Source organism: Streptomyces shenzhenensis (assembly GCF_003688995.1).
GTDB classification, from domain to species: Bacteria; Actinomycetota; Actinomycetes; order Streptomycetales; family Streptomycetaceae; genus Streptomyces; species Streptomyces shenzhenensis_A.
Genome location: NZ_PENI01000010.1, coordinates 235,259 through 260,536, shown reverse-complemented (window position 1 = coordinate 260,536; position 25,278 = coordinate 235,259). Strand labels below are relative to the sequence as shown.

Annotated in this window: 20 protein-coding genes; 6 read left to right on the top strand and 14 right to left on the bottom strand. The window is 72.7% G+C overall.

The window, feature by feature from the left end:
* Positions 1–577 precede the first annotated feature (577 nt).
* Positions 578–1,585: a stage II sporulation protein M gene (locus CTZ28_RS18580; protein WP_121890581.1), complete on the bottom strand. Its 1,008-nt coding sequence runs from the start codon at positions 1,583–1,585 to the stop codon at positions 578–580.
* A gap of 131 nt (positions 1,586–1,716) precedes the next feature.
* On the opposite strand from CTZ28_RS18580, the gene CTZ28_RS18575 reads away from it, so the two are divergent.
* Entirely contained in the window at positions 1,717–2,664 is a 948-nt protein-coding gene (locus tag CTZ28_RS18575; RefSeq protein ID WP_183154457.1) for an RDD family protein, read from the top strand.
* 14 nt (positions 2,665–2,678) lie between these two features.
* Here CTZ28_RS18575 and CTZ28_RS18570 read toward each other — a convergent pair whose 3' ends face one another.
* From CTZ28_RS18570 to CTZ28_RS18530, 9 genes are all read right to left on the bottom strand, one after another.
* Complete coding sequence (locus tag CTZ28_RS18570) at positions 2,679–3,293, bottom strand: hypothetical protein (protein ID WP_121890579.1); 615 nt, start codon at positions 3,291–3,293, stop codon at positions 2,679–2,681.
* A 196-nt stretch (positions 3,294–3,489) separates the two neighbouring features.
* Positions 3,490–4,947: an adenosylhomocysteinase gene (gene ahcY, locus CTZ28_RS18565; protein ID WP_121890577.1), complete on the bottom strand. Its 1,458-nt coding sequence runs from the start codon at positions 4,945–4,947 to the stop codon at positions 3,490–3,492.
* Between the two features lie 295 nt (positions 4,948–5,242).
* Complete coding sequence (locus tag CTZ28_RS18560; protein ID WP_121890575.1) at positions 5,243–6,223, bottom strand: cation diffusion facilitator family transporter; 981 nt, start codon at positions 6,221–6,223, stop codon at positions 5,243–5,245.
* 156 nt (positions 6,224–6,379) lie between these two features.
* Positions 6,380–7,531: a mannose-6-phosphate isomerase, class I gene (gene manA, locus CTZ28_RS18555; RefSeq protein ID WP_121890573.1), complete on the bottom strand. Its 1,152-nt coding sequence runs from the start codon at positions 7,529–7,531 to the stop codon at positions 6,380–6,382.
* A 91-nt stretch (positions 7,532–7,622) separates the two neighbouring features.
* Positions 7,623–8,750 carry an SIS domain-containing protein gene (locus tag CTZ28_RS18550; RefSeq protein WP_121890571.1) on the bottom strand — a complete coding sequence of 376 codons (1,128 nt, stop codon included), beginning with the start codon at positions 8,748–8,750 and terminating at the stop codon, positions 7,623–7,625.
* A gap of 114 nt (positions 8,751–8,864) precedes the next feature.
* Positions 8,865–9,035, bottom strand: a complete 171-nt coding sequence (locus tag CTZ28_RS18545) for a Trm112 family protein (protein ID WP_078936097.1) — start codon at positions 9,033–9,035, stop codon at positions 8,865–8,867.
* A 170-nt stretch (positions 9,036–9,205) separates the two neighbouring features.
* Complete coding sequence (locus tag CTZ28_RS18540; RefSeq protein ID WP_121890569.1) at positions 9,206–10,570, bottom strand: phosphomannomutase/phosphoglucomutase; 1,365 nt, start codon at positions 10,568–10,570, stop codon at positions 9,206–9,208.
* A 103-nt stretch (positions 10,571–10,673) separates the two neighbouring features.
* Positions 10,674–12,290 carry an L-lactate permease gene (locus CTZ28_RS18535; protein WP_121890567.1) on the bottom strand — a complete coding sequence of 539 codons (1,617 nt, stop codon included), beginning with the start codon at positions 12,288–12,290 and terminating at the stop codon, positions 10,674–10,676.
* Between the two features lie 134 nt (positions 12,291–12,424).
* Entirely contained in the window at positions 12,425–12,850 is a 426-nt protein-coding gene (locus tag CTZ28_RS18530) for a DUF3499 domain-containing protein (protein WP_121890565.1), read from the bottom strand.
* A gap of 295 nt (positions 12,851–13,145) precedes the next feature.
* Between CTZ28_RS18530 and CTZ28_RS18525 the strand changes: the two genes are divergently transcribed.
* The gene (locus CTZ28_RS18525; protein WP_121890563.1) at positions 13,146–13,598 is read left to right on the top strand and encodes a metallopeptidase family protein; all 453 of its coding nucleotides are present in this window, start codon (positions 13,146–13,148) and stop codon (positions 13,596–13,598) included.
* A gap of 52 nt (positions 13,599–13,650) precedes the next feature.
* Here CTZ28_RS18525 and CTZ28_RS18520 read toward each other — a convergent pair whose 3' ends face one another.
* From CTZ28_RS18520 to CTZ28_RS18510, 3 genes are all read right to left on the bottom strand, one after another.
* The gene (locus tag CTZ28_RS18520) at positions 13,651–15,159 is read right to left on the bottom strand and encodes a DUF5719 family protein (protein WP_121890561.1); all 1,509 of its coding nucleotides are present in this window, start codon (positions 15,157–15,159) and stop codon (positions 13,651–13,653) included.
* Positions 15,156–18,905, bottom strand: a complete 3,750-nt coding sequence (locus CTZ28_RS18515) for a glycosyltransferase family 2 protein (protein WP_121890560.1) — start codon at positions 18,903–18,905, stop codon at positions 15,156–15,158. Before CTZ28_RS18515 ends, CTZ28_RS18520 begins: the two co-directional genes overlap by 4 nt.
* Positions 18,906–19,087: 182 nt before the next feature.
* The gene (locus CTZ28_RS18510) at positions 19,088–19,351 is read right to left on the bottom strand and encodes a WhiB family transcriptional regulator (RefSeq protein WP_003975777.1); all 264 of its coding nucleotides are present in this window, start codon (positions 19,349–19,351) and stop codon (positions 19,088–19,090) included.
* Between the two features lie 640 nt (positions 19,352–19,991).
* On the opposite strand from CTZ28_RS18510, the gene CTZ28_RS18500 reads away from it, so the two are divergent.
* The 4 genes from CTZ28_RS18500 to CTZ28_RS18485 all read left to right on the top strand — a co-directional run bounded on the left by CTZ28_RS18500 (position 19,992) and on the right by CTZ28_RS18485 (position 24,036).
* Entirely contained in the window at positions 19,992–20,498 is a 507-nt protein-coding gene (locus CTZ28_RS18500) for a cysteine dioxygenase (RefSeq protein WP_121890558.1), read from the top strand.
* Between the two features lie 33 nt (positions 20,499–20,531).
* Positions 20,532–21,491 (top strand): 2-phospho-L-lactate transferase, encoded by a 960-nt coding sequence (gene cofD, locus CTZ28_RS18495; RefSeq protein WP_121890556.1) that lies wholly within the window; start codon positions 20,532–20,534, stop codon positions 21,489–21,491.
* Positions 21,492–21,637: 146 nt separating this feature from the next.
* Positions 21,638–22,963, top strand: a complete 1,326-nt coding sequence (locus CTZ28_RS18490) for a coenzyme F420-0:L-glutamate ligase (RefSeq protein WP_121890610.1) — start codon at positions 21,638–21,640, stop codon at positions 22,961–22,963.
* Between the two features lie 68 nt (positions 22,964–23,031).
* Positions 23,032–24,036, top strand: coding sequence for a DNA-3-methyladenine glycosylase family protein (locus CTZ28_RS18485; RefSeq protein WP_121890554.1), 1,005 nt, complete (start codon positions 23,032–23,034; stop codon positions 24,034–24,036).
* 97 nt (positions 24,037–24,133) lie between these two features.
* Here the strand turns inward: CTZ28_RS18485 and manB are convergent, their stop codons facing one another.
* Positions 24,134–25,216, bottom strand: a complete 1,083-nt coding sequence (gene manB / locus CTZ28_RS18480) for a mannose-1-phosphate guanylyltransferase (protein ID WP_121890552.1) — start codon at positions 25,214–25,216, stop codon at positions 24,134–24,136.
* Positions 25,217–25,278: the final 62 nt, after the last annotated feature.

Genomic DNA, 25,278 nt, shown 5'->3' with positions numbered 1-25,278 from the left:
CCAGGATCAAACTCTCCGTGAATGCTTTCCCCGTAATCGGGGGCGACACATCACGAGAGCGGAACCACCGGAGGAATAACCCGATGGTCCACAGCGTCCTCGCTGTGTATTCTTCAAAGGAACCACGCCCCAGCCATGATGGCCGGAGACGGGGTATCAACATATCTGGCGTTGACTTTTGGCACGCTGTTGAGTTCTCAAGGAACGGACGCTTCCTTCGTACTCACCCTCTCGGGCTTTCCTCCGGGCGCTTCCCTTTCGGTGTTTCCGACTCTATCAGATCTTGTTCCGATCCGATTTCCTCGGTGCTTTCCAGGTTCCCGCTCTCGCGTTTCCCTTTCCGGCAGACCCGACTTTATCAGAAGTTCTCAGCCGGTCTGACCGGCCGCTCATTCCTGAGTAATCGGGAGGGGCTTCTCGGAGATAAGGATTCACGAGAAGCGGATAGAATCTAACGGACGCCACAGAGCCTGTCCAGCTCTGGGCAACTGTTTGAATCTACCTCCCCGCTCGACCCGTGTCAACGGGTCCCTGGGGGCGAAGAGGAGACTAGCAGGTCACCGGCGGTATCCGCACATCAGGCGGCCATCGGAGCGGTCGCGCTGCGTTCCAAGGTCTCCAGGTCGCCCGTGTCACCGGCCCGGGCCGCACGGCCGCCCAGCACGAAGACGTAGGCGAGGAAGGCCAGCTCAGCGGCGATTCCGATGCTGATGCGGGCCCAGGTCGGCAGGCCCGACGGGGTGACGAAGCCTTCGATGGCTCCGGATACGAAAAGGACGAGGGCGAGGCCGATCGCCATGCCGATCGCGGCCCGGCCCTCCTCGGCGAGCGCTGTACGGCGGGTGCGTGGGCCGGGGTCGATGACCGTCCAGCCCAGCCGCAGGCCCGTCCCGGCGGCGACGAAGACCGCGGTCAGTTCCAGCAGGCCGTGCGGGAGGACCAGGCCGAGGAAGGTGTCGAGCCGGCCGGCTGACGACATCAGGCCGAAGCCGACGCCCAGGTTGAGCATGTTCTGGAAGAGGATCCAGAGGACCGGGAGGCCCAGGAAGACTCCCAGGACCAGGCAGAGCGCGGCGGCCTGTGCGTTGTTCGTCCACACCTGGGCGGCGAACGAGGCGGCGGGGTGGCTCGAGTAGTACGTCTCGTACTCGCCGCCCGGGCGGGTCAGCTCGCGCAACTGGCTCGGGGCGGCGATCGACGACTGCACCTCCGGGTGCGTACCGATCCACCAGCCCAGGAGGATCGCGACCGCCGTGGACAGCAGTGCGGTCGGTACCCACCAGCGACGCGACCGATAGACCGCGGCCGGGAAGCCCTGCCCCAGGAAGCGGGTCACGTCGCGCCAGGAGGCGCGCCGTGTGCCTGTGACGGCGCTACGCGCGCGTGCCACGAGCTGGCTGAGCCGACCGGTCAGCTGTGGGTCGGGGGCGCTGGACTGGATCAGCGAGAGGTGCGTGGCGGTGCGCTGGTACAGGGTGACGAGTTCGTCCGCTTCGGCGCCGTTGAGGCGGCGACGACGGCGCAGCAGAGCGTCGAGGCGGTCCCACTCGGCTCGGTGGGCGGAGACGAAGACGTCCAGGTCCATCGGTTGTGCCTGCTCCTCGGCTGGTCGTAGACCGCTCGTTGTCGCTGTCAGCTTGTCCTACTGGCGCGCGATGCGCCTTCAGCTTGGCAGACTTGCGGTTCTCGGAGCGGACCAGGGGAAGGACGACGGGTGTGAGTGAGCTGGTGACGGGCGAGGCGGTGGCGCTCGAACTGCGGCCCGCCAAGCTGCCGAGCAGGGCGCTGGCGGTGTTGCTCGACCTGGCCGTGGCCATGCTCGTCTATATCGCCGTGGCCACGGTGCTGGTGATGTCGACGGCGTCCCTGGACGATGCCGCGCAGGTCGCGCTGTCGATCGCGTCGTTCCTGCTGGTGCTGGTGGGCGGGCCGATCGCGGTGGAGACGCTCAGTCATGGGCGCTCGCTGGGGAAGATGGCGTGTGGTCTGCGGGTGGTGCGGGACGACGGCGGGCCGATCCGTTTCCGGCATGCGCTGATGCGCGGGGCGCTCGGTGTCGTCGAGATTCTGCTGACGTTCGGGGTGATCGCGTGCATCGCCTCGCTCGTGTCGGCGCGAGGGCGGCGGCTCGGTGACGTCTTCGCCGGCACGCTGGTCGTGCGGGAGCGGGTGCCGGTCGGGCAGACCCGTTTCGTGCCCCCTCCGCCGCCGTGGTTGGCGGGCGGGTTCGCGGCGCTCGACCTGTCGGCGGTCCCGGACGGTCTCTGGCTCGCCGTCCGTCAGTATCTGACGCGGATGCAGCAGCTCGACCCTCAGGTCTCCTGGGCGATGGCGGAGCGGCTGGCGGCCGACCTGGCGGCCCGCACGGGGGCCCCGGCGCCGCAGGGTGTTCCGCCTGCCGCGTATCTGGCGGCGGTGGTGCAGGAGCGCCAGGCGCGCGAGGCCCGGAAGGCTTTCGGCGGCGGGGCGCCGGGCGGGTACGTCCCCCCGGTGGCGCAGCCTCCCGCGCCGGGTGCGTACTACCAGCCGCAGCCTCAGCCGCCGGTGGTTCACCCCGTGCAGGGCGGGACGCCAGCTCCGGCGCCCGCTGTCCCGCCCGTGCCGCCGGCCGGGGGCACGGCTCCGGACGACCGCCCGGCCACCGGCTTCGCACCGCCCGCGTAGCCGGGTGATCCCGGTCAGCGGAAGACCGACGGGGGCGACTCCAGGTCTTCCAGTTCGATGCCGGGTGCGGCCAGAACCACGTCGCCGGCGATGTGGACGGTGTGTCGCTCACCCGTGTCCAGGGCTGTGACCTGGTATTCGTCCACGGTCAGGGGTCCGTTGTCAGTGGCGTGTGCTTCGCTGTTCACCAAGGCCCAGGACTGATCCACGGTGCGTGGGGCGAGGACCGGGTCCGTGAGGGCCACGAGGCGTACGCGGGTCGCGGACGTGGAAGGGGTGAGGCGTAGGAGACGGGTGGTGGCGATGAGGAACGCGGGGGACGTGCCGGTGAAGGCGTGGGCGCGCACATTGCCTTCGGTGGCATGAGAGCCGGTGGGGTCGGTGCGGACCCAGGTGACACCGTCGAGGGCGGCGCCGCGCACCTGCCAGCCGCCCGCGTGGAGTTCGAGGCGGATGGGGCGGCCGAGGTCGTCGAGGGCGAGGTCGACCGAGCCGCTGGGCTCGCCCGAAGGAGTGGTCACCCGGGAGACGTAGCGCCAGCCGGAGGGGCCGGGGGCGCATTGGAAGTGCTCTTGTGCGAAGGGGGTGTGATCGTGCGGATCGAAGAGCGAATAGCGGCCGCGGGGCATGGGGGTCCTGGGGCTTGACGGGCTGGTGGTCCGGTCGGCTCGACGGGCCGTCCCGGCCGGTGTGACGGCCGGTCGAACCAAAGGGGCAGGCCCCCGACACGGGGGTGCGGGGGCCTGCCTCGGAGGGGCTGCCGCCGGGGGTGTGCGTCCGTGGCCCGGACGCGCACTCCCCCGGTGGTCGGCTGCGGGACGGTGCTCAGTAGCGGTAGTGGTCCGACTTGTACGGGCCTTCGACCTCCACGCCGATGTACGCGGCCTGCTCGGGGCGCAGCGTGGTCAGCTTCACGCCGAGCGCGTCCAGGTGGAGGCGGGCGACCTTCTCGTCGAGGTGCTTGGGCAGCGTGTAGACGCCGGTCGGGTACTCGTCGGGCTTGGTGAACAGCTCGATCTGGGCCAGGGTCTGGTCCGCGAAGGAGTTGGACATCACGAACGACGGGTGGCCCGTGGCGTTGCCCAGGTTCAGCAGGCGGCCCTCGGACAGCACGATGAGCTTCTTGCCGTCCGGGAAGGTCCAGGTGTGGACCTGGGGCTTGACCTCGTCCTTGACGATGCCGGGGACCTTGGCGAGGCCGGCCATGTCGATCTCGTTGTCGAAGTGGCCGATGTTGCCGACGATCGCCTGGTGCTTCATCTTGGCCATGTCCGAGGCCATGATGATGTCCTTGTTGCCGGTCGTGGTGACGAAGATGTCGGCCTTGTCGATGATCTCGTCGAGGGTCGTGACCTGGTAGCCGTCCATGGCGGCCTGGAGCGCGCAGATCGGGTCGATCTCGGTGACGATGACGCGGGCGCCCTGTCCGCGCAGGGACTCCGCGCAGCCCTTGCCCACGTCGCCGTAGCCGCAGACGACCGCGGTCTTGCCGCCGATCAGGACGTCGGTGGCGCGGTTGATGCCGTCGACCAGGGAGTGGCGGCAGCCGTACTTGTTGTCGAACTTCGACTTGGTGACGGCGTCGTTGACGTTGATCGCCGGGAAGAGGAGGACGCCGTCGCGCTGCATCTCGTACAGGCGGTGGACGCCGGTGGTGGTCTCCTCGGTGACGCCGCGGATCTCGGAGGCCAGCTGGGTCCACTTCTGCGGGCTCTCGCCGAGGGTGCGGTGGAGCAGCTGGAGGATGACGCGGTGCTCGTCGGACTCGGCGGTCTCCAGGCCGGGGACCTTGCCGTCCTTCTCGTACTCGACGCCCTTGTGGACGAGGAGGGTGGCGTCACCGCCGTCGTCCAGGATCATGTTCGGGCCGCCGGTGGCGCTGTCCGGCCAGGTCAGCGCCTGCTCGGTGCACCACCAGTACTCCTCCAGGCTCTCGCCCTTCCAGGCGAAGACCGGGATGCCCTGCGGGTTGTCGGGTGTGCCGTTCGGGCCGACGGCGATGGCCGCGGCCGCGTGGTCCTGGGTGGAGAAGATGTTGCAGGAGGCCCAGCGGACACGCGCGCCGAGGGCGACCAGGGTCTCGATGAGGACGGCGGTCTGCACGGTCATGTGCAGGGAGCCGGTGACGCGGGCGCCGGCGAGGGGCTGCGCCTCGGCGTACTCCTTGCGGATCGCCATGAGGCCCGGCATCTCGTGCTCGGCGAGGGTGATCTCCTTGCGGCCGAACTCGGCCAGTGAGAGATCGGCGACCTTGAAGTCCTGTCGGCTGTCGACAGTCGTCATTGCGAGCTGCTCCTCGGGGTTGGGGCGAGGTGGGTACGGCTGGTCTGCGCGGCGGCGGACACAAGGGTGCCCGAAAAGAGGACACAGGCATGCCCGCGTGCGCGCAGCGCAGTCCGTCGGAGGCCCTCTCTCCCTCGGCCGGCCCGTAACGGGGCCGCCCGACCGCCATCAGCAGCGACGTCTGGCTCCGTCCCAAGCTACACCGGAGGGCCGTGCCGTCCCCAGTCCGCCTCCGAACACTTCGCGCCGTTCCTGGGGCGTCGGGGTGGCTGGGGACTCGTGGGCGGGGCGGGAGTCAGTGCTCGGCCGTGTGGGGGGTGGGGCCGCCGGGGGCGGCTTCCGAGTCGGGGCCGCGGGTGGCCTCGGCCTCGCTGTAGATGTCCGGTTCCAGGTAGATGACGCGGGCGATCGGGACGGCGACGCGGATGCGGGCCTCGGCGGCGTCGATGGCATCGGCGACCTCGGTGGCCGTGTCGTCGTGCTGGACCGCGATCTTGGCGGCGACCAGCAGTTCCTCGGGGCCGAGGTGGAGCGTGCGCATGTGGATGACGCCGGTGACGGTGTCGCCGTCGACGATCGCGGCCTCGATCTTCTTGACCTCCTCGGCGCCGGCGGCCTCGCCGAGGAGCAGCGACTTGGTCTCGGCGGCGAGGACGAGGGCGATGAGGACGAGCAGGACACCGATGCAGAGCGTGCCGATGCCGTCCCAGATGCCGTCGCCGGTGACCAGGGCCAGGCCGACGCCGCCGAGGGCGAGGACGAGGCCGATCAGGGCGCCGAAGTCCTCCAGGAGGACCACCGGGAGTTCGGGGGCCTTGGCCCGGCGGATGAACTGCGTCCAGGAGAGCGTGCCGCGCAGCTCGTTGGACTCCTTGATGGCCGTGCGGAAGGAGAAGCCCTCGGCGATGATCGCGAAGACGAGGACGCCCACCGGCCAGTACCAGTTCTCCAGTTCGTGCGGGTGCCTGATCTTCTCGTAGCCCTCGTAGATGGCGAACATGCCGCCGATCGAGAAGAGGACGATCGAGACGAGGAAGGCGTAGATGTAGCGCTCGCGGCCGTAGCCGAAGGGGTGCTGCGGGGTCGCCTCGCGCTGGGCCTTCTTGCCGCCGATGAGCAGCAGGAACTGGTTGCCGGAGTCGGCGAGGGAATGGACGCCCTCGGCGAGCATCGACGACGAGCCGCTGAACGCGAACGCCACGAACTTCGATACCGCGATCGCGAGGTTGGCGCCGAGTGCCGCCACGATCGCCTTGGTGCCGCCTGACGCGCTCATGTGTCCGCGTTGTCCCTTCGCCTACGTACGTCTCGCCGTCCAGGCCGGTGCCGGTCGTCTTTGCCCGCCCTTTGCCGGTGGGCCATTCTTGCAGCCCTGTCGCCCGGTGGTGCGCCAAGTGTCCACAAGCCCGGTCCGATCGTCGGACAGGCCCGGTCAGAGCCGTACGGTGGCCCGGAAAAGGGTTCCGGTGCCGGACGCCTCCGCCTTCTCTGCCGCCGGGACGAACACGGACCGGCCGGGGGTGAGCTCGTGCTCGCCGGCCCGTACGGAGCCGGCCGTGCACAGCAGGATCTGCGGGGTCGGCAGGGTGAGGTCGTGGGTGATGCCGCCGGCCGGGAGGACGTACCGGGAGAGCCGGAACTCGTCGATCGGAGTCTCGTAGACCTCCTCGCCGTCCGGGGACGCCTCCGGGCGGAGCACGCCGGGGTCGCCCGGCTCGAAGCGGACGATGCGCAGGAGTTCGGGGACGTCGACGTGCTTGGGGGTGAGGCCGCAGCGCAGCACGTTGTCGGAGTTGGCCATGATCTCGACGCCGAGCCCGCTCAGATAGGCGTGCGGGATGCCGGCGCCGAGGAACAGGGCCTCGCCGGGCTGGAGGCGGACGTGGTTGAGGAGCATGGCCGCGATGACGCCGGGGTCGCCCGGGTAGTGGTGGGCGATGCCCGCGTAGGGGGCGTGGTCGCCGCCGAGGCGGGCGCAGGCGGTGGCGGCCTGGGCGACGGTGTGGGCCATCTCGTCGCGGTCGGCGGTGAGGATCGCGGTGAGGACCTCGCGCAGCGCCGCGTCCTCGGGGTGGGCGTGCAGCAGGTCGACGTACGGCTTGAGGGAGTCGACGCCGAGTCCGTCGAGCAGGTCGGCGGCGCGCAGCGGGTCGCGGAAGCCGCACAGGCCGTCGAATTCGGTGAGCGCGCAGATCAGTTCGGGCTTGTGGTTGGCGTCCCGGTAGTTGCGGTGCGGGGCGTCCACGGGGATGCCGCGCCGCTCCTCGTCCGCGTACCCCTGCCGGGCCTGTGCCAGGTCGGGATGGACCTGGAGGGAGAGCGGGGCGCCGGCCGCGAGGATCTTCAGCAGGAACGGCAGGTGCGGGCCGAACTTGGTGACCGCCTCCGGTCCCAGCTCCCGCTTCGGGTCCGCGTCGATGACGTCGGCGAGCGTGCCGCGCGCGGTGCGCGAGGGCGCGCCGGGGTGCGCGCCCATCCACATCTCCGCCTGCGGTTCGCCGGTCGGCTCGACGCCGAGGAGCTTCGGGATGGCGGTGGCCGAACCCCACGCGTAGGGGCGGATGGTGTTGTCGAGGCGGTCCATGGGCTCTCTCTGCCGGGTGTTTGCTGCGTTGTGTCGCGGCGTACGTCTCGGGTTCGCCTTGCGTACGGCCGGTCGGGCGTCGGCTACCAGATCAGGCCCCGGAAGCGAGCGCCAGGTAAACGGCGGCGAAATCCGTCATGGCGATCAGCTCGGCGAGGGTCTCCAGTTCGTCTCCGGGTTCCGGTTCCAGTTCGCTGACGGAGGTGTCGTGGCCGAGGGCCAGGTCGCGGGCGGCGGGGGCGGCGGTGAGGCCGCCGATGGGGCGGTCGCGGAGCAGCACCACGCGCGCGTGCAGCGCGGCCGGTTCGTCGACCCGGTCGCGGAAGAAGTCGTCCGGGTCGGCGCTGGCGGCGAGCGGGCCGGCGAGCAGGGCGCTGTGGGCGGCGAGCGCCTCGGGGAGTTCGGCGACGAGGGCGGGCCGGCCGGCCAGTTCGGCGAGGGCTGCGGCGAAACGCCGGCCCGCGGGACCGGCCGCGGCGCCCTCCGTCCAGATCACCGGAAGCGCGTCGGCGAGTTCGGCGGCGAGCGTCTTGGCGGGGTTGCTGTACGTCACGATGGCCGGGCCGCACCGCTCGGCGATGTGGTCGAGGCGGTTCGCGACCTTCTCCAGGGCGTCGGGCGGGGCGGTGACCAGGCCGATGCGGTCGAGGAGGGTGAGCAGCGGGGTGAGCAGCGCCCACAGGACGCCCGGGGAGGACGCGGCGAGCGGTTCCTCCTGGTCGTAGGGGGCGGTCGCCATCGGTACGAACAGGCCGTGCGCGCCGGTGACCGCCTCGCTGACGGGGGTGCGGGCGGGGGCGACGGCGACGACCGAGCAGCCCCGGCGGTAGGCCTGGTCGGCGAGGAGCGAGAGGCTGGGCTCGGTGCCGTCCGGGGTGGCGATCAGCAGCAGGTCGACGGAGCCGGCCCAGCCCGGCAGCTCCCAGCGCAGGGCTCCGGCGGCGGGGGCTACGCCGGAGGGGGCGAGCCGGATGACGGGGCTGCCGGGGCCGGCGAGCGAGCCGAGGAGGTCGGCGGCGTGGGTGGCGGCGGCGCCGGGTCCGGCGATCAGGACCGCCCGCGGCCGTCCGTCCGGCTTGAGGTCGCCGATGCCGGCCTCGACGGCCTGGCGGGCGGCGGTGCGCACCCGGGCGCCGGCTTCCGCGGCGCCCCGCAGGAGACCTCGGCGGTCGGCCTCGGCGAGGCCCTCCGGGGTGTCGAGCAGCGATTCGTCGAGCATGGGCGACAGCCTCCGATGCGCCGGGGGTCCTGGGTGGGGCTGGTCTGTGCGGCTGGGCGCCTTGGGCGGCCGGGTCCCCCGGGCCGGCTGCCGGTCCCGGGGCGGGGCTCGTCGTCAGGCGGGGCGGCGGGCCTCGTCGACGAGGAGGACCGGGATGCCGTCGCGGACGGGGTACGCGAGGCCGCAGTCCTGACCGGTGCAGATCAGCTCGGTGTCCTGCTCCTCGAGGGGAGCGTGGCAGGCCGGGCAGGCGAGGATCTCCAGGAGGCCGGCTTCGAGCGGCATGGGGTGTCCCTTCGGGCGGATGCGGGCGTGCACTGATGTGCCTGGTCAGGGTACCGCCGTGAGGGCGGGCCGCGGGGGCGGGGCGAGCGTTGCCCGCCCCGCCCCGGGGGCCGGTCCGCCCCGAGGCCACCGGGGGCGATGTCAGGCGGGGTTGGCCACCGGGGGCGTTGTCAGCCTCGGATGAGGGACAGTGCCTCGTCCCGCACCTTGGCCATGGTCGCCTCGTCGCGGGCCTCCGCGTTCAGCCGCAGCAGGGGTTCCGTGTTGGAGGGGCGGACGTTGAACCACCAGTCGGCGGCGGCCACGGTGAGTCCGTCGAGGTCGTCCAGGGTGACGTCCTCGCGCGGCGCGTAGGCGGCGCGGATCGCGGCGAGGCGGGCCTGCTGGTCGGCGACCGTGGAGTTGATCTCGCCGGAGCCGACGTACCGGTCGTACTGGGCGACCAGGGCGGACAGGGGGCCGTCCTGGCCGCCGAGGGCCGCGAGGACGTGCAGGGCCGCGAGCATGCCCGTGTCGGCGTTCCAGAAGTCCTTGAAGTAGTAGTGCGCGGAGTGCTCGCCGCCGAAGATCGCGCCCGTGCGCGCCATCTCCGCCTTGATGAAGGAGTGGCCGACCCGGGTGCGCTGCGGGGTGCCGCCCTGCTCCTCGACGACCTCGGGCACCGACCGGGACGTGATCAGGTTGTGGATGATCGTGCCGTGCCCGCCGTTGCGGGCGAGTTCGCGGGCGGCCACCAGGGCGGTGATCGCCGACGGGGACACGGGGTCGCCGTGCTCGTCGACGACGAAGCAGCGGTCTGCGTCGCCGTCGAAGGCGATGCCGAGGTCGGCGCCCTCCTCGCGCACCCGCTTCTGCAGGTCCACGATGTTGGCAGGGTCGAGCGGGTTGGCCTCGTGGTTCGGGAAGGTGCCGTCCAGTTCGAAGTACATCGGGACCAGGGTCAGGGGCAGGCCGGCGAAGACCGTGGGGACCGTGTGCCCGCCCATGCCGTTGCCCGCGTCGACGACGACCTTCAGCGGGCGGATGGCGGTCAGGTCGACGAGGGAGCGGAGGTGCGCCGCGTAATCCTCCAACGTGTCGCGTCCGGTGACGGTTCCCGGCCGCGCGGCGGGCTGCGGGGCGCCCGACTCCAGCCAGCCCTCGGTCAGTTCGCGGATCTGGGTCAGTCCGGTGTCCTGGCCGACCGGCGCCGCGCCCGCGCGGCACATCTTGATGCCGTTGTACCGCGCCGGGTTGTGCGAGGCCGTGAACATGGCGCCCGGCAGGCCGAGGGCGCCCGAGGCGTAGTACAGCTGGTCGGTCGAGCACAGTCCGATCTCGGTGACGTCGACGCCGCGGGCGGCAGCGCCGCGCGCGAAGGCGCGGGACAGGCCGGGCGACGACGGTCGCATGTCGTGGCCGGTCACGATCGCCCGGGCGCCGGTCACCTGGACGAACGCCGCCCCGAAGAGTTCGGCCAGCGTTTCGTCCCACTGGTCCGGGACCACTCCGCGTACGTCGTACGCCTTTACGATCTGCGACAGATCAGCAGCCACGGCCAACCCTCCTGAAGTCCTATCGGTCAGCACAAACTACCCGCCCTGACTTGCGGTGCGCTGTGCGGACGCCAGGTGGCCTCCCGGGGCATGCCCGGGGAGGTCAGGGCAGCATCCAGTCCAGGACCGGCGTGCTCTGGCCGACCACGATCAGACACATCACCAGGAGCAGGCCGGCGCTCCAGGGCAGCACCTTGCGCAGCAGGTCGCCCTCGCGGCCGGCGAGGCCGACGGCGGCGCAGGCGATGGTGAGGTTCTGCGGCGAGATCATCTTGCCGAGGACGCCGCCGGAGCTGTTGGCGGCGGCGAGCAGTTCGGGCGACAGGCCCGATTCGCGGGCGGCGCTCACCTGGAGGGCTCCGAAGAGGGCGTTGGCCGAGGTGTCGGATCCGGAGACGGCCACTCCGAACCAGCCGAGGACCGGCGAGAGGAAGGCGAGTCCGGCGCCGGCCGCGGCCACGAACTGGCCGATCGTCGCCGCCTGCCCGGAGAGATTCATGACGTAGGCGAGGGCCAGCACAGATGTCACGGTGAGGATCGCGAACCGCAACTCGTGCACGGTCGCGGCCCACTCGCGCACCGCCACGCGCGCGTGCACCCCGAGTACGGCAGCGGTGCACACCCCGGCGAGCAGCACGAGCGTGCCGCCCGTGGAGACGACGGGCCAGCTGAAGACGTTCCCGCCGACCGGGGTGCCGTCGGGGGCGGCGACGTCCAGGAAGGGCCAGTCGTACGTCTGTGTCGCGCGGGCGAGCAGGTCCTTGACGGCCGGTATCTGGGCGACGGAGAAGATCGCCACGATGAACGCGTAGGGGGCGTAGGCGCGCAGGACCTCGGGGCGTGGGTCGGTCTCCGCCAGGTCGTCGCTGCGGGCGCCGGTCAGCACGGACGCGCGTACCGCCTCGGTGGCGGGCACGCGCGCGTGCGGTACGGCGACCAGGGCGCCGGCACCGGCCAAGGAGGCGGCGATGTCGGCGAGTTGCGCGGAGAGGTAGTTGGCGGCGGCGAACTGGGCGACGGCGAAGGCGACTCCGCAGACCAGGGCGGGCACCCAGGTCTCGCGCAGGCCGCGCCGCCCGTCGACGAGTCCGACCAGGACGAGCGGCACCACCAGGGCGAGCAGCGGTGTCTGCCGGCCGACCACGGAGGCGACGGAGTCCAGCGGCAGCCCGGTGACCTGAGCGAGCGTCACGACCGGGGTGCCCATCGCGCCGAAGGCGACGGGCGCGGTGTTGGCGACCAGGGAGACCACGGCCGCGCGTACCGGGTCGAAGCCGAGGGCGACCAGCATCACCGAGCAGATGGCGACCGGTGCGCCGAATCCGGCCAGGGCCTCCAGGAGGGCGCCGAAGCAGAACGCGACCACGAGGGCCTGGATGCGCGGGTCGTCCGAGAGCCGTCCGAAGGAGCGGCGCAGGATGTCGAAGTGCCGGGTGCGGACGGTCATCCGGTAGACCCACAGGGCGTTGACGACGATCCACAGGATCGGGAAGAGGCCGAACGCGGCCCCCTGGACGGCGCTGGAGAGCGTCTGCTCCAGCGGCATGCGGTAGGCGAGCCAGGCGACCAGAACGGCCGCCAGGAGGCCGATGAGGCCCGCCAGGTGCGCCTTCATGCGGACGCCGCCGAGCAGGACCAGGACGATGACGAGCGGCAGGGCCGCGACCAGGGCGGACAGGCCGAGCGATGTGGCGACGGGCTCCAGTTGCTGGACGTACACGGGGGGCCTCCCCGGCTTCCGTCGATTTCCGCCATGCGGAAAGCGATTTCTCGTTTCGACTGACGGAATGGTCGTGTCCGCGACAACCGCGCGTCAATGGGTGTGCGCGGATCCGTGGAACGTTTTCCGGGGGATCAGTTGTCCGGCGAGCGCAGCACGCGCAGGTGGCCGCGGCGCGCGACCTCCATGGGGTCCGCCGTACGTCCCCCGCCGCCGCCCGCCTCGGCCGCCCGCTCCTGGGGGCGTGCCGCCTCGCGCACGGCGTTGGCGAGCGCCTCCAGGTCGTCACCGCTGGGGCGGGCCGGGGCCGAACCGTCGAGGAGCCGGACGACCTCCCAGCCGCGCGGAGCGGTCAGCCGCTCGGAGTGCTCGGCGCACAGGTCGTAGCAGTGGGGTTCGGCGTAGGTGGCGAGCGGGCCGAGGACCGCGGTCGAGTCGGCGTAGACGTACGTCAGCGTCGCGACGGCGGGTCGGCCGCAGGCGGTGCGCGAACAGCGACGTACAGGGCTCACGATGTTGGACGGTACCGCACTCTTGAGCGGGCCGCGACGACTCTCCACCAGGTCACTCCACCGTGTCGTGCTGTGAAACGCCCCACACATCACTCCGATCGCGCCCCGCTGACCTGCGCGAACGATGTCGCGTACGGTCCGTGGTACGTAGGCATCCGGTCATGACTCGGCACAAACACCGTCAATTGTCTTGAGGGCGACGGTCCCGGAGAGATACGGAAACGTGCTCAACCTTGGCTGGAATGGTCATCCCGCGACATGCCGTACAGGGTGACCACCAGGCGTTCCGGTTGCCGCGTGGGGACCGGCGGCCGGACCGCACGAGGACTAGGCTTCACCAGTGATGGACAACCGTGTACCGCCCCGTGCCGCCGGCCCCGGGCCCCGTCGTCGTGACCGCCACGGGCGCGGCATGCGCGGGCCCATCGCCCCGCCGCAGGTGCCGCTCGCGGCCAGTCGCGCCGAGGAGTTCGCGGACCTGGTGCAGGACTCCGTGGAGCGGCTCGAACGGCGCTGGCCGCAACTCGCCGACATCGATTTCCTGGTGCTGGACGTGCCCCGGCCGGAGGGACGGCCCGGGGACGTCTGGAGCGACGACGCCGTGCCGCTCGGCGGGACCGCGCCCGCGCACGACGGGCGCCCGGCGCGCGTGGTGGTGTACCGGCGCCCTGTGGAGATCCGCACGAAGAGCCGGGACGAGCGGGCGGCGCTGGTGCACGAGGTCGTCGTGGAGCAGGTCGCCGAGTTGCTTGGGCTCACTCCGGAGACCGTCGATCCCCGGTACGGGGAGGACTGAGCGGTACGGGGAGGACTGGGCCCGCTCCCGTACCGCGCCCGCCCGGTCGCGCCTACTTCTGCAGCACCGACAGGTCCTGGTCCGCCTCAGGCACCGCGACCGTTCCCCGGTCGTCCGGGAGGGTCTGGACCGTGAAGCCGGGGATGCCGGACTGTGTGGCGGTCAGGGTGCGGGAGGCGTACACCGGGCCGCCGGAGACCGGTTCGACGGTCAGGGCGTACGTGCCCTTCAGGCCGGCCGGGGCCGGTATGTCGAGGTCCTGGGTGGTGCCCGCCTTGATCGGATAGGTCTTCGTCACCGCGGTGCCGCCCTCGCTGCCCGCCGACGCCGTCACCTTGACCTGGGCGGCGGCGGTGGGGGCGGTGACGGACAGGGTGGTGCCCTTGGCGCTGTTGCCGACGGCCGTCGCGCGCGCGTCGACGGGCGCGGTGGCCGGGATGAAGGCCGTCTCCTGACTGTCGCCCTTGCCACGGGTCACGCGCAGGACGGCGACCACCGGCACCGACCGGTCCGTCGGCGACAGGACCAGCGAACCCGCCTCGCCGCGGGTGACCTCGCCGAGGTCGACCGCCGCGGTCATGCCCGACTTCACGTGCAGCGTCTCGCTCCCGGCGGGGGTGATCAGGCCGCTCGGGGAGGCCAGGCGGATCTTCAGGTCCGCGTCGGAGTCGGCGGAGGTGAAGGCGATCAGCCGGACGGAGGTGGCGTCCTTCGGGATGCCGGGCAGCACCAGCGTGCCGGCCGGGTCGGCGGACGCGGCCAGCCAGTCGCCGCCGTTCTTCGCGTCCAGGGCCTGGACGGCCGCGCCGACCCGCCCGCTGCGCACGGTGACGTGCAGGGTCAGATCGGCCTGCCGCTCGTCGGCGAGCGTGGACAGCAGGACGGGCTTGCTGGAGTGCGGCGGGACCGTGATGCCCTCCCCCACCGTGGACTTGATCGCACCGTCCTTGCCGTACAGATCCAGGTCGACGACGGCCGCGCCGTCGTCGGGGTTGGTGAGGTGCACATAGTCGGTGCGGTCGGCGTCCGTGCCGACGCCCGGGAACCAGAACTCGGTGTCCGGCGCGGTGCAGGTGACGCCCTGGAGGCCGCGGCCGGTGCCGGCGGCGATCGCGGTGGTCTCCTGCACGGTCCAGCCGGGCGCGAACTTCCCCTCGGCGGTGCCGACGAGCGCGGTGGCGTCGGCGCCGGAGGTGTCACCGGCGGCCGGGGTGCCGGGCTCCTTGGGGGTGAGCACGGGCTTGGCGGCCTTCTTCTTGGTGCCCCCGCCCTTCTTGGCGTCGCCCGTGTTGTCCGCCGACTCCTCGGTCGCGGCCTGGAGTTGGGCCTTTCCGTCGCTCGCCGCGCCCTTCGTGACCGGGGTGAAGGACGTGTACGACGTCTCGGCGATGTCGGAGAGGCTGGGCGCCGGGCACAGCAGGCTCGTACGCTCCACGGGCAGCTGGGCGGCCGCCTCGGCGGTGGTCGTCCCGGAGGCGTCCGGGGTCTCCAGCGCGGCGAATCCGGTGACGGCGGCCAGCGCGGCCGTGCCGGCGATCAGGGACAGGGTGGTGCGCTTCACTGCTGGCTCCCGTCGGGGCGCTCGCTGCCGGTGCCGTGGGGGTGCGGCGGGTGGGGCTGGGTCGCCGGGTCGTATCCGGGGTGGTAGCCGGGGTCGTAGCCCTGCTGGTACGTCGGGTCGTACGCGCCCTGCTGGGTCTGGCCGCCGTACCCGTACGGGTCGTACTGGCCGTTCTGGTACGGGTCGGGCTGGTACGCCTGCTGGTCGTAGCCGCCCTGGTAGGCACCGGCGCCCTGGTACTGGTCGCCGTAGTACTCGGCGCCCGCGTAGGCCGCCGTGTCACCTTCCCAGGCGCGCATGTCCTCGCCGGGGGGTGTCCCCGTGTCGTAGGACTGCTGGTGCGGTACCGCGGCCGGGGCCTGCGGCGCGGGGGCGGGCATGCCGTCCGGGCCGGTCTCCTCCGGCGCGCCGAGTTCCTCGGCCTCCGCCTGGGCGCGCAGCCGGCGGGCGCGGCGGCCCTCGCCCGTGGGCGCCTCGGCGGCGGGGGGCTCCTCCTCGGGCAGGTCGTCGTCGACGTCGCGGCGGCGGCCCGGCAGGGCGAGCACGACCAGGACGACGGCGAGCGCGCCCTGGGCCCACAGCCAGGCGGTGTGGCCGAACGGGGCGTCGTAGGCGACGTCCAGCGTGCCGCCGGTGGCGGGGAGTTCGAAGCCCTGGGCCCAGCCGTCGACCGTGGTGCGGGTCAGCGGCTTGCCGTCCAGGGTGGCGCTCCAGCCGTCGGCGGCGGTGTCGGCCAGGCGCAGGACGCGGCCGTCGGAGCCGGACGGGATCGTGGTGTGGATCCCGACGGGCCCGGCGGCGACGGACTGCGGGGTGCCCGAGCCGTCGGCGGACACGATGGTGGCGCGCGAGACCTGCTGGTTGACGCGCCACAGCGCGCTGCCGTGCTGCTGGCTGAGCCGGCTCAGGCCGGGCGTGGCGTCGAGGACGCGGCTGACCGCGCGGGGCGCGCCCTTGTGGACCAGGACGTAGCGGACGGCGAAGCCGCCGAGCTGGTCCACCTGGTCGGCGCCGGAGCCGGCGACCAGGTTGGCGACGACCTTGTCGAGGGTCGCGTTCTCGCCGTCGGCGACGGCCAGTTCGGCGTCGCCCATGCGGACGCCGGAGCCGCGGACGAGGCTGTAGCTGACATGCGCGCCGGAGTCGCTGTCGAGGACCAGGGTGCGGGCCTGGTCACGGGTGCCGCTCTCCTCGGCGACGAACGCGGGCACCTGCACCGGGTCGCGCCGCTCCACCGGTCCGTCGGCGCCGCGGATCATCCAGCCGGCGGCGACCAGCAGCGGTCCGGCCGCGGCGGCGAAGGCGATCAGGGCGGCGACGGGCTGGCGCCAGCCGAAGCTCTGCTCGGCCACGCGTGCGCGTGCCCCGTCGGCCCCGAGCGCGGCGGCGGCCAGGAGCGCGATGCCGTAGACGAGGGTGGCGGGCCCGGCCCAGGTGGAGCTGTTGGACAGGGCAGCAAAGAAGAGCGCGACCAGGGCCACCACCCAGGCCGTGCGGATGCCCAGTTGGCGCTCGGAGCGCAGCAGGGCGGCCAGCGCGGCCAGGACGAGACCGATGAGCATCAGCCCGTGCACCGTGCCGGGGCCGCCCGGGCTGGCGCCGAGCAGGTCGAGCGCGGAGGCGGCCGAGGAGCCGTACTCCAGTCCGGCCTCCTGGAAGAAGCCGGACGGGAGCAGCGTCAGCGACCAGGGCGCGAGGATCAGCAACGGGGTGCCCAGCTGGGCCAGGAAGCGCAGGCCGTGGGCGACGAGGTCGGCGCGGCGCACGGCCAGCACGCCGACGCCGAGGATCAGGGCGAGGGGCCACACGATCGGCGTGAAGGCGGTGGCGACGGTCAGCAGCAGTGCGTACGCCCAGGTGGCGCGCCAGCTGCCGCGCACGCCCGGGCCGTGTGCCAGACCGCTCGCGGCGATGCCCGCGCGTGCGATCAGCGGCAGCAGCACGGCCAGCACTGCGGTGCCGATCCGGCCGCCGGCGAGGGCGCCGGTGGCGGCGGGCAGGAACGCGTAGGCGACGGCCGCCCACGCGCGCAGCAGGCGCGAGGTGACCAGCGGGCGGGAGGCGAAGTACGCGGTGAAGCCGGCCAGGGGCACCGAGCAGACGAGCAGGACCGTGACCGCGAGGCCGGTCGAGCCGAACAGTACGGAGGCGAGCAGCGCCACGATCGCGAGGTAGGGCGGCGCGGACGGGGTGCCGCCGGCGCCGACCGGGTGCCAGGCGTCCAGGTAGCGCGACCACAGCTCGCCGGCGTCGGCCGGTGCGGGCAGCAGGGCGCCGCCGGCCAGCGCGCCGCCGCCGAGCAGGGAGCGGCAGGCGGCCAGCGAGACGAGCAGCAGGACCAGGAAGAGCACCGGACCGGGCTTGCGGGCGATGCGCTTGAGGCGGGCGAACTGCTCGATCTCCAGGAACTCCGCGTCGTCGCCGCCGGGACCGGACTCCACCGCGCCGCCGTGCCGTCCGGCCGAGGAGACCTCGGGGTCGGAGCCGCCGGAGAGGTTGCCCGCGACCTGTTCCACGGTGGCCCGCACGGTCGCGCCGGGCGGCGGGAACAGCGGGCGCATCTCGCCCTTGTCGACCTGGGGACGGCCGCGGCTGCGCCGGCCCGCGACGATCCGCTCGGGCCGCAGCAGCACGCCCAGCAGTCCGCGGACCTCGTCGACGGCCTGGCCGGGGACCTTGCCGACGAGGTAGGCGACGGTCCGCAGGAGGGTGCCGAGCACGAGGCGCAGCAGGATCCAGGGCAGCACCGCCGTACGGGCGTTGACCAGGAGGGTGTAGACGGCGCCCGCCTTGTCGACCTTGTGCGGTGAGGCGGCGGTGCGGCCCACGCAGTCGACGGTGCGGCGCTCGCGGGAGGCGGCCTCGGCGTGCCGCACGACGGCGTCGGGGGCGATGAGGACGCGGTGGCCGGCGGCGTGGGCACGCCAGCACAGGTCGACGTCGTCACGCATGAGGGGCAGCCGGCGGTCGAAGCCGCCGAGTTCCTCGAAGACGTCGCGCCGGACCAGCATGCCGGCGGTGGAGACGGACAGGACGCGGTGCACGTGGTCGTGCTGTCCCTGGTCCTGTTCGCGGCGGTCCAGGCCGGTCCAGCGGCGGCCGGAGTTGGCGATGCTGACGCCGACCTCCAGGAGCTGGCGGCGGTCGTACCAGCCGCGGAGCTTGGGGCCGACGACGGCCACGTCGTCGCGGCCCAGCTCGCTCTCGTTGTCGACGACGCGCAGCAGCTGGGCGAGGGCGTCGGGCTCGGGGGCGCAGTCGTCGTGCAGCAGCCACAGCCACTGGACGGGTTCCCCGTGCGGCAGTTCGGGCAGGTCGTAGGCGTCGTCGCGCCAGGTGCGCGTGACGGGGTCCCAGCCGCTGGGGCGCTTCAGGTAGGGCAGGTCGTCCGGGGTGAGGACCGGTGCGCTGCGGTTGGCCTCCTCGACGGCCTGGCCGAAGCCGGTGCGGCGGGCGAGGTGCAGAACGCGGTCGGCGCCGAACGCGTCGGTGGCCAGCTGGGCGGAGTGGTCCGCGCTGCCTGTGTCGGCCGCCAGCGCGTACTGGACGGGCCGCTCCTGGCCGAACAGCCCGGCGAGCACGTCGGGCAGCCAGCGGGCGCCGTCATGGGAGACGAGCACCGCGGTCACCACGTGACGCGGGAACTCGGGAGGGCGGGCTGGGTCGAACCCCGCCGAGGCGGCAGGGTCGAACGCTGCTGCGGCAGCGGCGTCTTGACTGGCTGCCGTATGGCTGTGCACGGACATCGAGGTACGGGCCCCGGTTCGGTGGACTGTGGTGGACGCCTGTGCCCCGAGGGGGCAGCGGAGCGTCTCGGACGAGCGACCACACTATCGGCTGGGCATGCCGACGGCCCGCCGCCTGTGGATAACCCACCCGCTACGGGCCGTTCGTGACATATGTACGTGAAGGTTCCGTGCTGTTCGAATCAGACGGCCGCCTTCTTCAGCCTGCGGCGTTCACGCTCGGACAGGCCGCCCCAGATGCCGAAGCGTTCGTCGTTGGCGAGGGCGTATTCGAGGCACTCGGAGCGGACCTCGCAGGCGAGGCAGACCTTCTTGGCCTCTCTGGTCGAGCCGCCCTTCTCGGGAAAGAAGGACTCGGGGTCGGTCTGGGCGCAGAGCGCGCGCTCCTGCCAGCCGAGTTCCTCGTCCGCGTCGTCGACCAGCAGTTGCTGAACCAGCTCGGTCATGTGCGCCCCTCGTCTGTCTTTCACGTCCCCGTGTGGTGGCCGTTACCGATTTCGGCTGAACGACACGAGTGAAATTACAAGTGTGCTGCTCCGGGCGAGTCAAGCCGAGATCTGCTATTGGGCCCGTTATTCACTCTGCGGAACCAAGGCCATGCGGAAAGTGTTCAAATCGACATAAACCTTGACACGCAGAGGGCCCGGAGGGCCGCCGACCCCGCACAGGCATCTCTACGGGGAAGGACGCCCAGGAGTTCGATGACGTTCCGACGAGACCCGCACTCCCGGATGTGCGCGATGTCTCCCGGGCGCACGAAGAGCAAACCTTTCACCTCACAGATGAACCGGAAGAGGTGAAGCATGTGCCACATTCCGGGCGTCAAGTTGACAGTGCGGGTGTGAACCGCTGTTCTTGGGAGATGCTCGCGAACTCGGCACTCACCCCGACCCGCTCCGCCGGGTCCCACGGTGCTGCCCACGCTCGCTGTAGCTGTTGTTGCTGTTCCGGCTGTTGAGCCACCCGCGCTCCGGCCACCCCCGCTTCTCCTTCTCGCACCCTCTCCTCCGCCCCTCTTCGCTTCGCCGTCCCCGAAGCCGCACCCCCCTTCCTGTCGATTTCCTGCCGAGGAACCACAGCACCCCGATGAACAGCGACAACGACCTCCAGATCGCCGGCGACATCCTCGAAGTCCCGCACCTGCTCCAGCCCCCGCGCGAGCACCCCGCCACCGTCGCCGAGTTCGCGGGCCTCGCCCGCACCGTCGCGGCCGACCGCACCCAGTGGGCGCACCTCGTCCGGTACGACGCGACGACCCGCTGGTACCACCGGCTGCGCACCGGCCCCGGCTACGAGGTGTGGCTGCTGTCGTGGGTGCCGGGGCAGGGCAGCGGGCGGCACGACCACGGCCGCTCCTCCGGGGTGCTGACGGTCCTGGAGGGCACGCTGACCGAACGGACGGAGCGGGGCACGCGCGTGCTGACGCCGGGCGTGCAGCGGGTGTTCGCCCCGGGCTATGTGCACGAGGTGCTCAACGACGCGCTGGAACCCGCGATCAGCCTGCACGTCTACCACCCGGGCCTCACCGAGATGCCCATGCACACCGCCCCGCACTGCGAGGGCCGCGTCGCGCCACGTCCGGTGACTGCCTGACGCGTTGTCGTACCCGGCTGACACACTGCTTCCATGCGCATTGTGGTTCTGGCAGGCGGCATCGGCGGTGCCCGGTTCCTGCGCGGCCTGAGGCAGGCGGCGCCGGACGCGGACGTCACGGTCATCGGCAACACCGGCGACGACATCCACCTCTTCGGGCTGAAGGTCTGCCCCGACCTCGACACGGTGATGTACACGCTCGGCGGCGGCATCAACGAGGAACAGGGCTGGGGCCGGGCCGACGAGACCTTCCACCTCAAGGACGAACTCGCGGCCTACGGGGTCGGCCCCGAGTGGTTCGGGCTCGGCGACCGGGACTTCGCCACGCACATCGTGCGGACGCAGATGCTGGGCGCCGGCTTTCCGCTGAGCGCGGTGACCGAGGCGCTGTGCGACCGCTGGAAGCCGGGCGTACGGCTGATCCCGATGACCGACGACCGCGTCGAGACGCATGTGGCCGTCGAGATCGACGGCGAGCGCAAGGCCGTCCACTTCCAGGAGTACTGGGTGCGGCTGCGCGCCTCCGTGCCGGCCGAGGCTGTCGTGCCGGTCGGCGCCGAGCAGTCCAAGCCTGCGCCGGGTGTCCTGGAGGCGATCGCCGAGGCGGACGTGATCCTCTTCCCGCCGTCCAACCCGGTCGTCTCCGTCGGCACGATCCTCGCCGTGCCCGGCATCCGGGAGGCGATCGCCGACGCCGGGGTGCCGGTGGTGGGCCTGTCCCCCATCGTCGGGAACGCGCCCGTGCGCGGGATGGCCGACAAGGTGCTCGCGGCGGTGGGTGTGGAGTCCACGGCCGCGGCGGTCGCCGAGCACTACGGCTCGGGCCTGCTCGACGGCTGGCTCGTCGACACGGTCGACGCGGACGCGGTCGAGCGGGTCGAGACCGCCGGCATCCGCTGCCGGGCCGTGCCGCTGATGATGACCGACGTGGACGCGGCCGCGCAGATGGCGCGTGCGGCGCTGGCGCTCGCGGAGGAGGTGCGGGACGCGTGAGCGACGAGACGATCCCGCGGCGGGGCACCACGGACGACGACACGGGGACGCGCGCGGACGCCGGCGGTGCGGACGCCGGTGCGGCCGACACCAGCGCGCCGGACGCCGGTGGGCTCGGCCCCCGCGCGGCCGACGCGGATGCGGTCGTGGCCGGTGGGGCGGATGCAGCGAGCGGGGTGGCCGGATTCCGGGTCTGGGCCCTCGACGGGATTCCCGAGGTGCAGCGCGGTGACGACCTCGGCAAGCTGATCGCCGCCGCCGAACCGGGGCTGCGCGACGGGGACGTGCTGCTCGTCACCTCCAAGATCGTGTCCAAGGCCGAGGGGCGGGTCGTCGAGGCGGCCGACCGGGAGGCGGCGATCGACGCGGAGACGGTACGGGTCGTGGCCCGGCGCGGCCCGCTGCGGATCGTCGAGAACCGGCAGGGCCTGATCATGGCGGCCGCCGGGGTCGACGCCTCCAACACCCCGGCGGGGACGGTGCTGTTGCTGCCCGAGGATCCCGACGCGTCCGCGCGCGCGATCCGCGCCGGGCTGCGCGACGCCCTCGGCGTGGACGTCGGGGTCGTGGTCACCGACACGTTCGGCCGGCCCTGGCGTGCGGGGCTCACGGACGTGGCGATCGGCGCCGCGGGCGTGCGGGTGCTGGACGACCTGCGCGGCGGCACGGACGCATACGGCAACCCGCTCAGCGCCACCGTCGTCGCCACGGCGGACGAACTGGCCGCCGCGGGCGACCTGGTGAAGGGCAAGGCGGCCGGGCGGCCCGTCGCCGTGCTGCGCGGGCTGCCGCACCTGGTGGCCGGGGAGCACACGGAGGGCGCGCGGGCCCTGGTACGCGAGGCGCACGACGACATGTTCCGGCTCGGCACCTCCGAGGCCGTGCGGGAGGCGGTGACCCTGCGGCGTACCGTACGGGCCTTCACCGACGAGCCCGTCGATCCCGGGGCGGTGCGGCGGGCGGTGGCCGCCGCGGTGACCGCGCCGGCCCCGCACCACACGACGCCGTGGCGGTTCGTACTGCTGGAGTCGGCCGGCGCGCGGACCCGGCTGCTCGACGCCATGCGGGACGCCTGGATCGCCGATCTGCGGCGGGACGGCAAGAGCGAGGAGTCGATCGCCAAGCGGTTGCGCCGCGGGGAGGTGCTGCGGGCGGCGCCCTGTCTCGTCGTGCCGTGCCTCGTCATGGACGGCTCGCACACCTATGGGGACGCGCGGCGCGACGGTGCCGAGCGGGAGATGTTCGTGGTCGCCGCGGGCGCGGGCGTGCAGAACTTCCTCGTCGCGCTGGCGGGGGAGCGGCTGGGCTCGGCGTGGGTGTCCTCGACGATGTTCTGCCGGGACGTGGTGCGCGAGGTCCTCGAACTCCCCGGGGACTGGGATCCGATGGGCGCGGTGGCGGTCGGGCATCCGGCGGAGCCGCCCCGGCCACGGCCGCAGCGGGAGGCGTCGGCGTTCGTCGAAGTGCGCTGACCGTGCCGTACGACCGCCTAGTCTCGTAAGTCTCGTAGGACCACTCCGGCAGCTCTGGGATCCCTTCCGTGGCAGGACGCTTCGCTCCGCGGCCCACGCGTACGACCGTGCGCGGTGGGCATGCCGTCGTACCCGCGGGCGTGCCGCGGCCGGCCGGACCGGGTCCGGGGCGGGTACGGACCTGGGCGCCGGACGGGCCGCTCGACCTCGGGCTGGTGCTCGGGCCGCTCCGGCGCGGGCCGGCGGATCCCACGTTCTCGGCCACCCCGGACGGGTCCGTGTGGCGGGCCTGCCGGACGCCCGAAGGGCCCGGGACGCTGCGGGTGTCGGCGTACGGCGGCGGGGTGCGCGGGGAGGCCTGGGGTGCGGGGGCCGGCTGGCTGCTGGAGCGGTTGCCGGAGCTGCTCGGCGCGGCGGACGATCCCGACGCGTTCGCGCCGCGGCACCGGCTGGTGGCCGCGGCCCGGCACCGGCGGCCGGGGCTCAGGCTGACCAGGACCGGGCTGGTGCTGGAGTCGCTGATCCCGTCGATCCTGGAGCAGAAGGTCACGACCGGTGAGGCGTACCGGGCGTGGCGGCTGCTGGTGCGGACGTACGGGGAACCGGCGCCGGGGCCGATGGCCGGGCGCATGTGGGTGATGCCCGCGCCGCGGACGTGGGCGCTGATCCCCTCCTGGGAGTGGCATCGGGCCGGGGTCGACGACAAGCGGGCGTCGACGATCCTGCGGGCCGTGCGGGTCGCTGCGCGGCTGGAGGAGGCGGTCGGCATGGAACCGGCGGACGCGCAGGCGCGGTTGGAGGTCGTGCCGGGGATCGGTCCCTGGACGTCGGCGGAGACCGTGCAGCGCAGCCATGGGGCGCCGGACGCGGTGACCGTCGGGGATCTGCATCTGCCGGGGATCGTGGGGTGGGCGCTCGCCGGGGACCGGCACGCGGACGACGCCGTGATGCTGTCGCTGCTGGAGCCCTACGCGGGCCAGCGGCACCGGGCGGCCCGTCTCATCCTCCTGAGCGGCAGGGTCCCGGCCCGCCGCGCCCCTCGCATGCCCCGCACCGACATCGGCCGGCTGTAGCCCCGGCACGCGTACGCCGCGGCGGGCTTGAGTTCTAGTGGTCGTCGCAACACCCCAGCTCAAGGGGTGCGATGGACTTCGCGTCAGTGGGGTGGGGTCACTGGTCCGAGGAGAAGCGGACCGCGCCGGCCGGGATGCGGGCGTCGCACCATACGCGGGCGCCCTCGCGGAGTTCGTTGTCGGCGCCGATCACCGCGCCGTCGCCGATGACCGTGCCGGAAAGGACGGAGCGTTCGCCGACGCGGGCCCGGGTGCCGATCATGGAGTCGGTGATCACGGCGCCCGGTTCGATGACCGCGCCGGGCAGGATCGTGCTGCCGAACACCTGGGCGCCGCGGGCCACGAGGGCGCCCTCGCCGACCACCGTGCCGCCCGTCAGCTTCGCGTCCGGCGCGACCCGGGCCGTGGGCAGGACGAGCCGGTCGCCGCAGCGGCCGGGGACGGCGGGCGAGGGGACCCGGCCCAGCACCAGGTCGGCCGAGCCGCGCACGAAGGCCGCCGGGGTGCCCAGGTCGAGCCAGTACGTCGAGTCCACCATCCCCTGCAGATGGGCCCCGGCCGACAGCAGGTCCGGGAAGGTCTCGCGCTCCACCGACACCGGGCGGCCCGCCGGGATGGTGTCGATCACCGAGCGCCGGAAGACGTACGCCCCGGCGTTGATCTGGTCGGTGACGATCTCCTCGGGGGTCTGCGGCTTCTCCAGGAAGGCGAGGACACGGCCGGTGTCGTCGGTCGGCACCAGACCGTAGGCGCGCGGGTCCGTCACCTGGGTGAGGTGCAGGGAGACATCGGCGCCCGTCGACTCGTGCGTGTCCACCAGCGCACCGATGTCGAGGCCCGTGAGGATGTCCCCGTTGAAGACCAGCACCGGGTCGTCGGGCCCCGAGTGGAGGCGCCCGGCCACGTTGCGGATCGCGCCGCCCGTGCCCAGCGGCTCCTCCTCGGTGACGTACTCGATGTGCAGGCCGAGCGCCGTGCCGTCGCCGAAGTACGGCTCGAAGACCTCGGCCAGATAGCTGGTGGCGAGGACGATGTGGTCCACGCCGGCCGCTCTCGCCCGGGCCAGCTGGTGGGTGAGGAACGGCACCCCGGCCGCCCGGACCATGGGCTTGGGCGTGTGCACCGTGAGCGGACGCAACCGGGTGCCCCTGCCGCCGACGAGGAGGATCGCTTCTGTCACCTGTCGTCTCCGCTTCCTGCCGGGACCGGCCGAACGGTGTTCCGGCCGGCCAGTGTATGCAG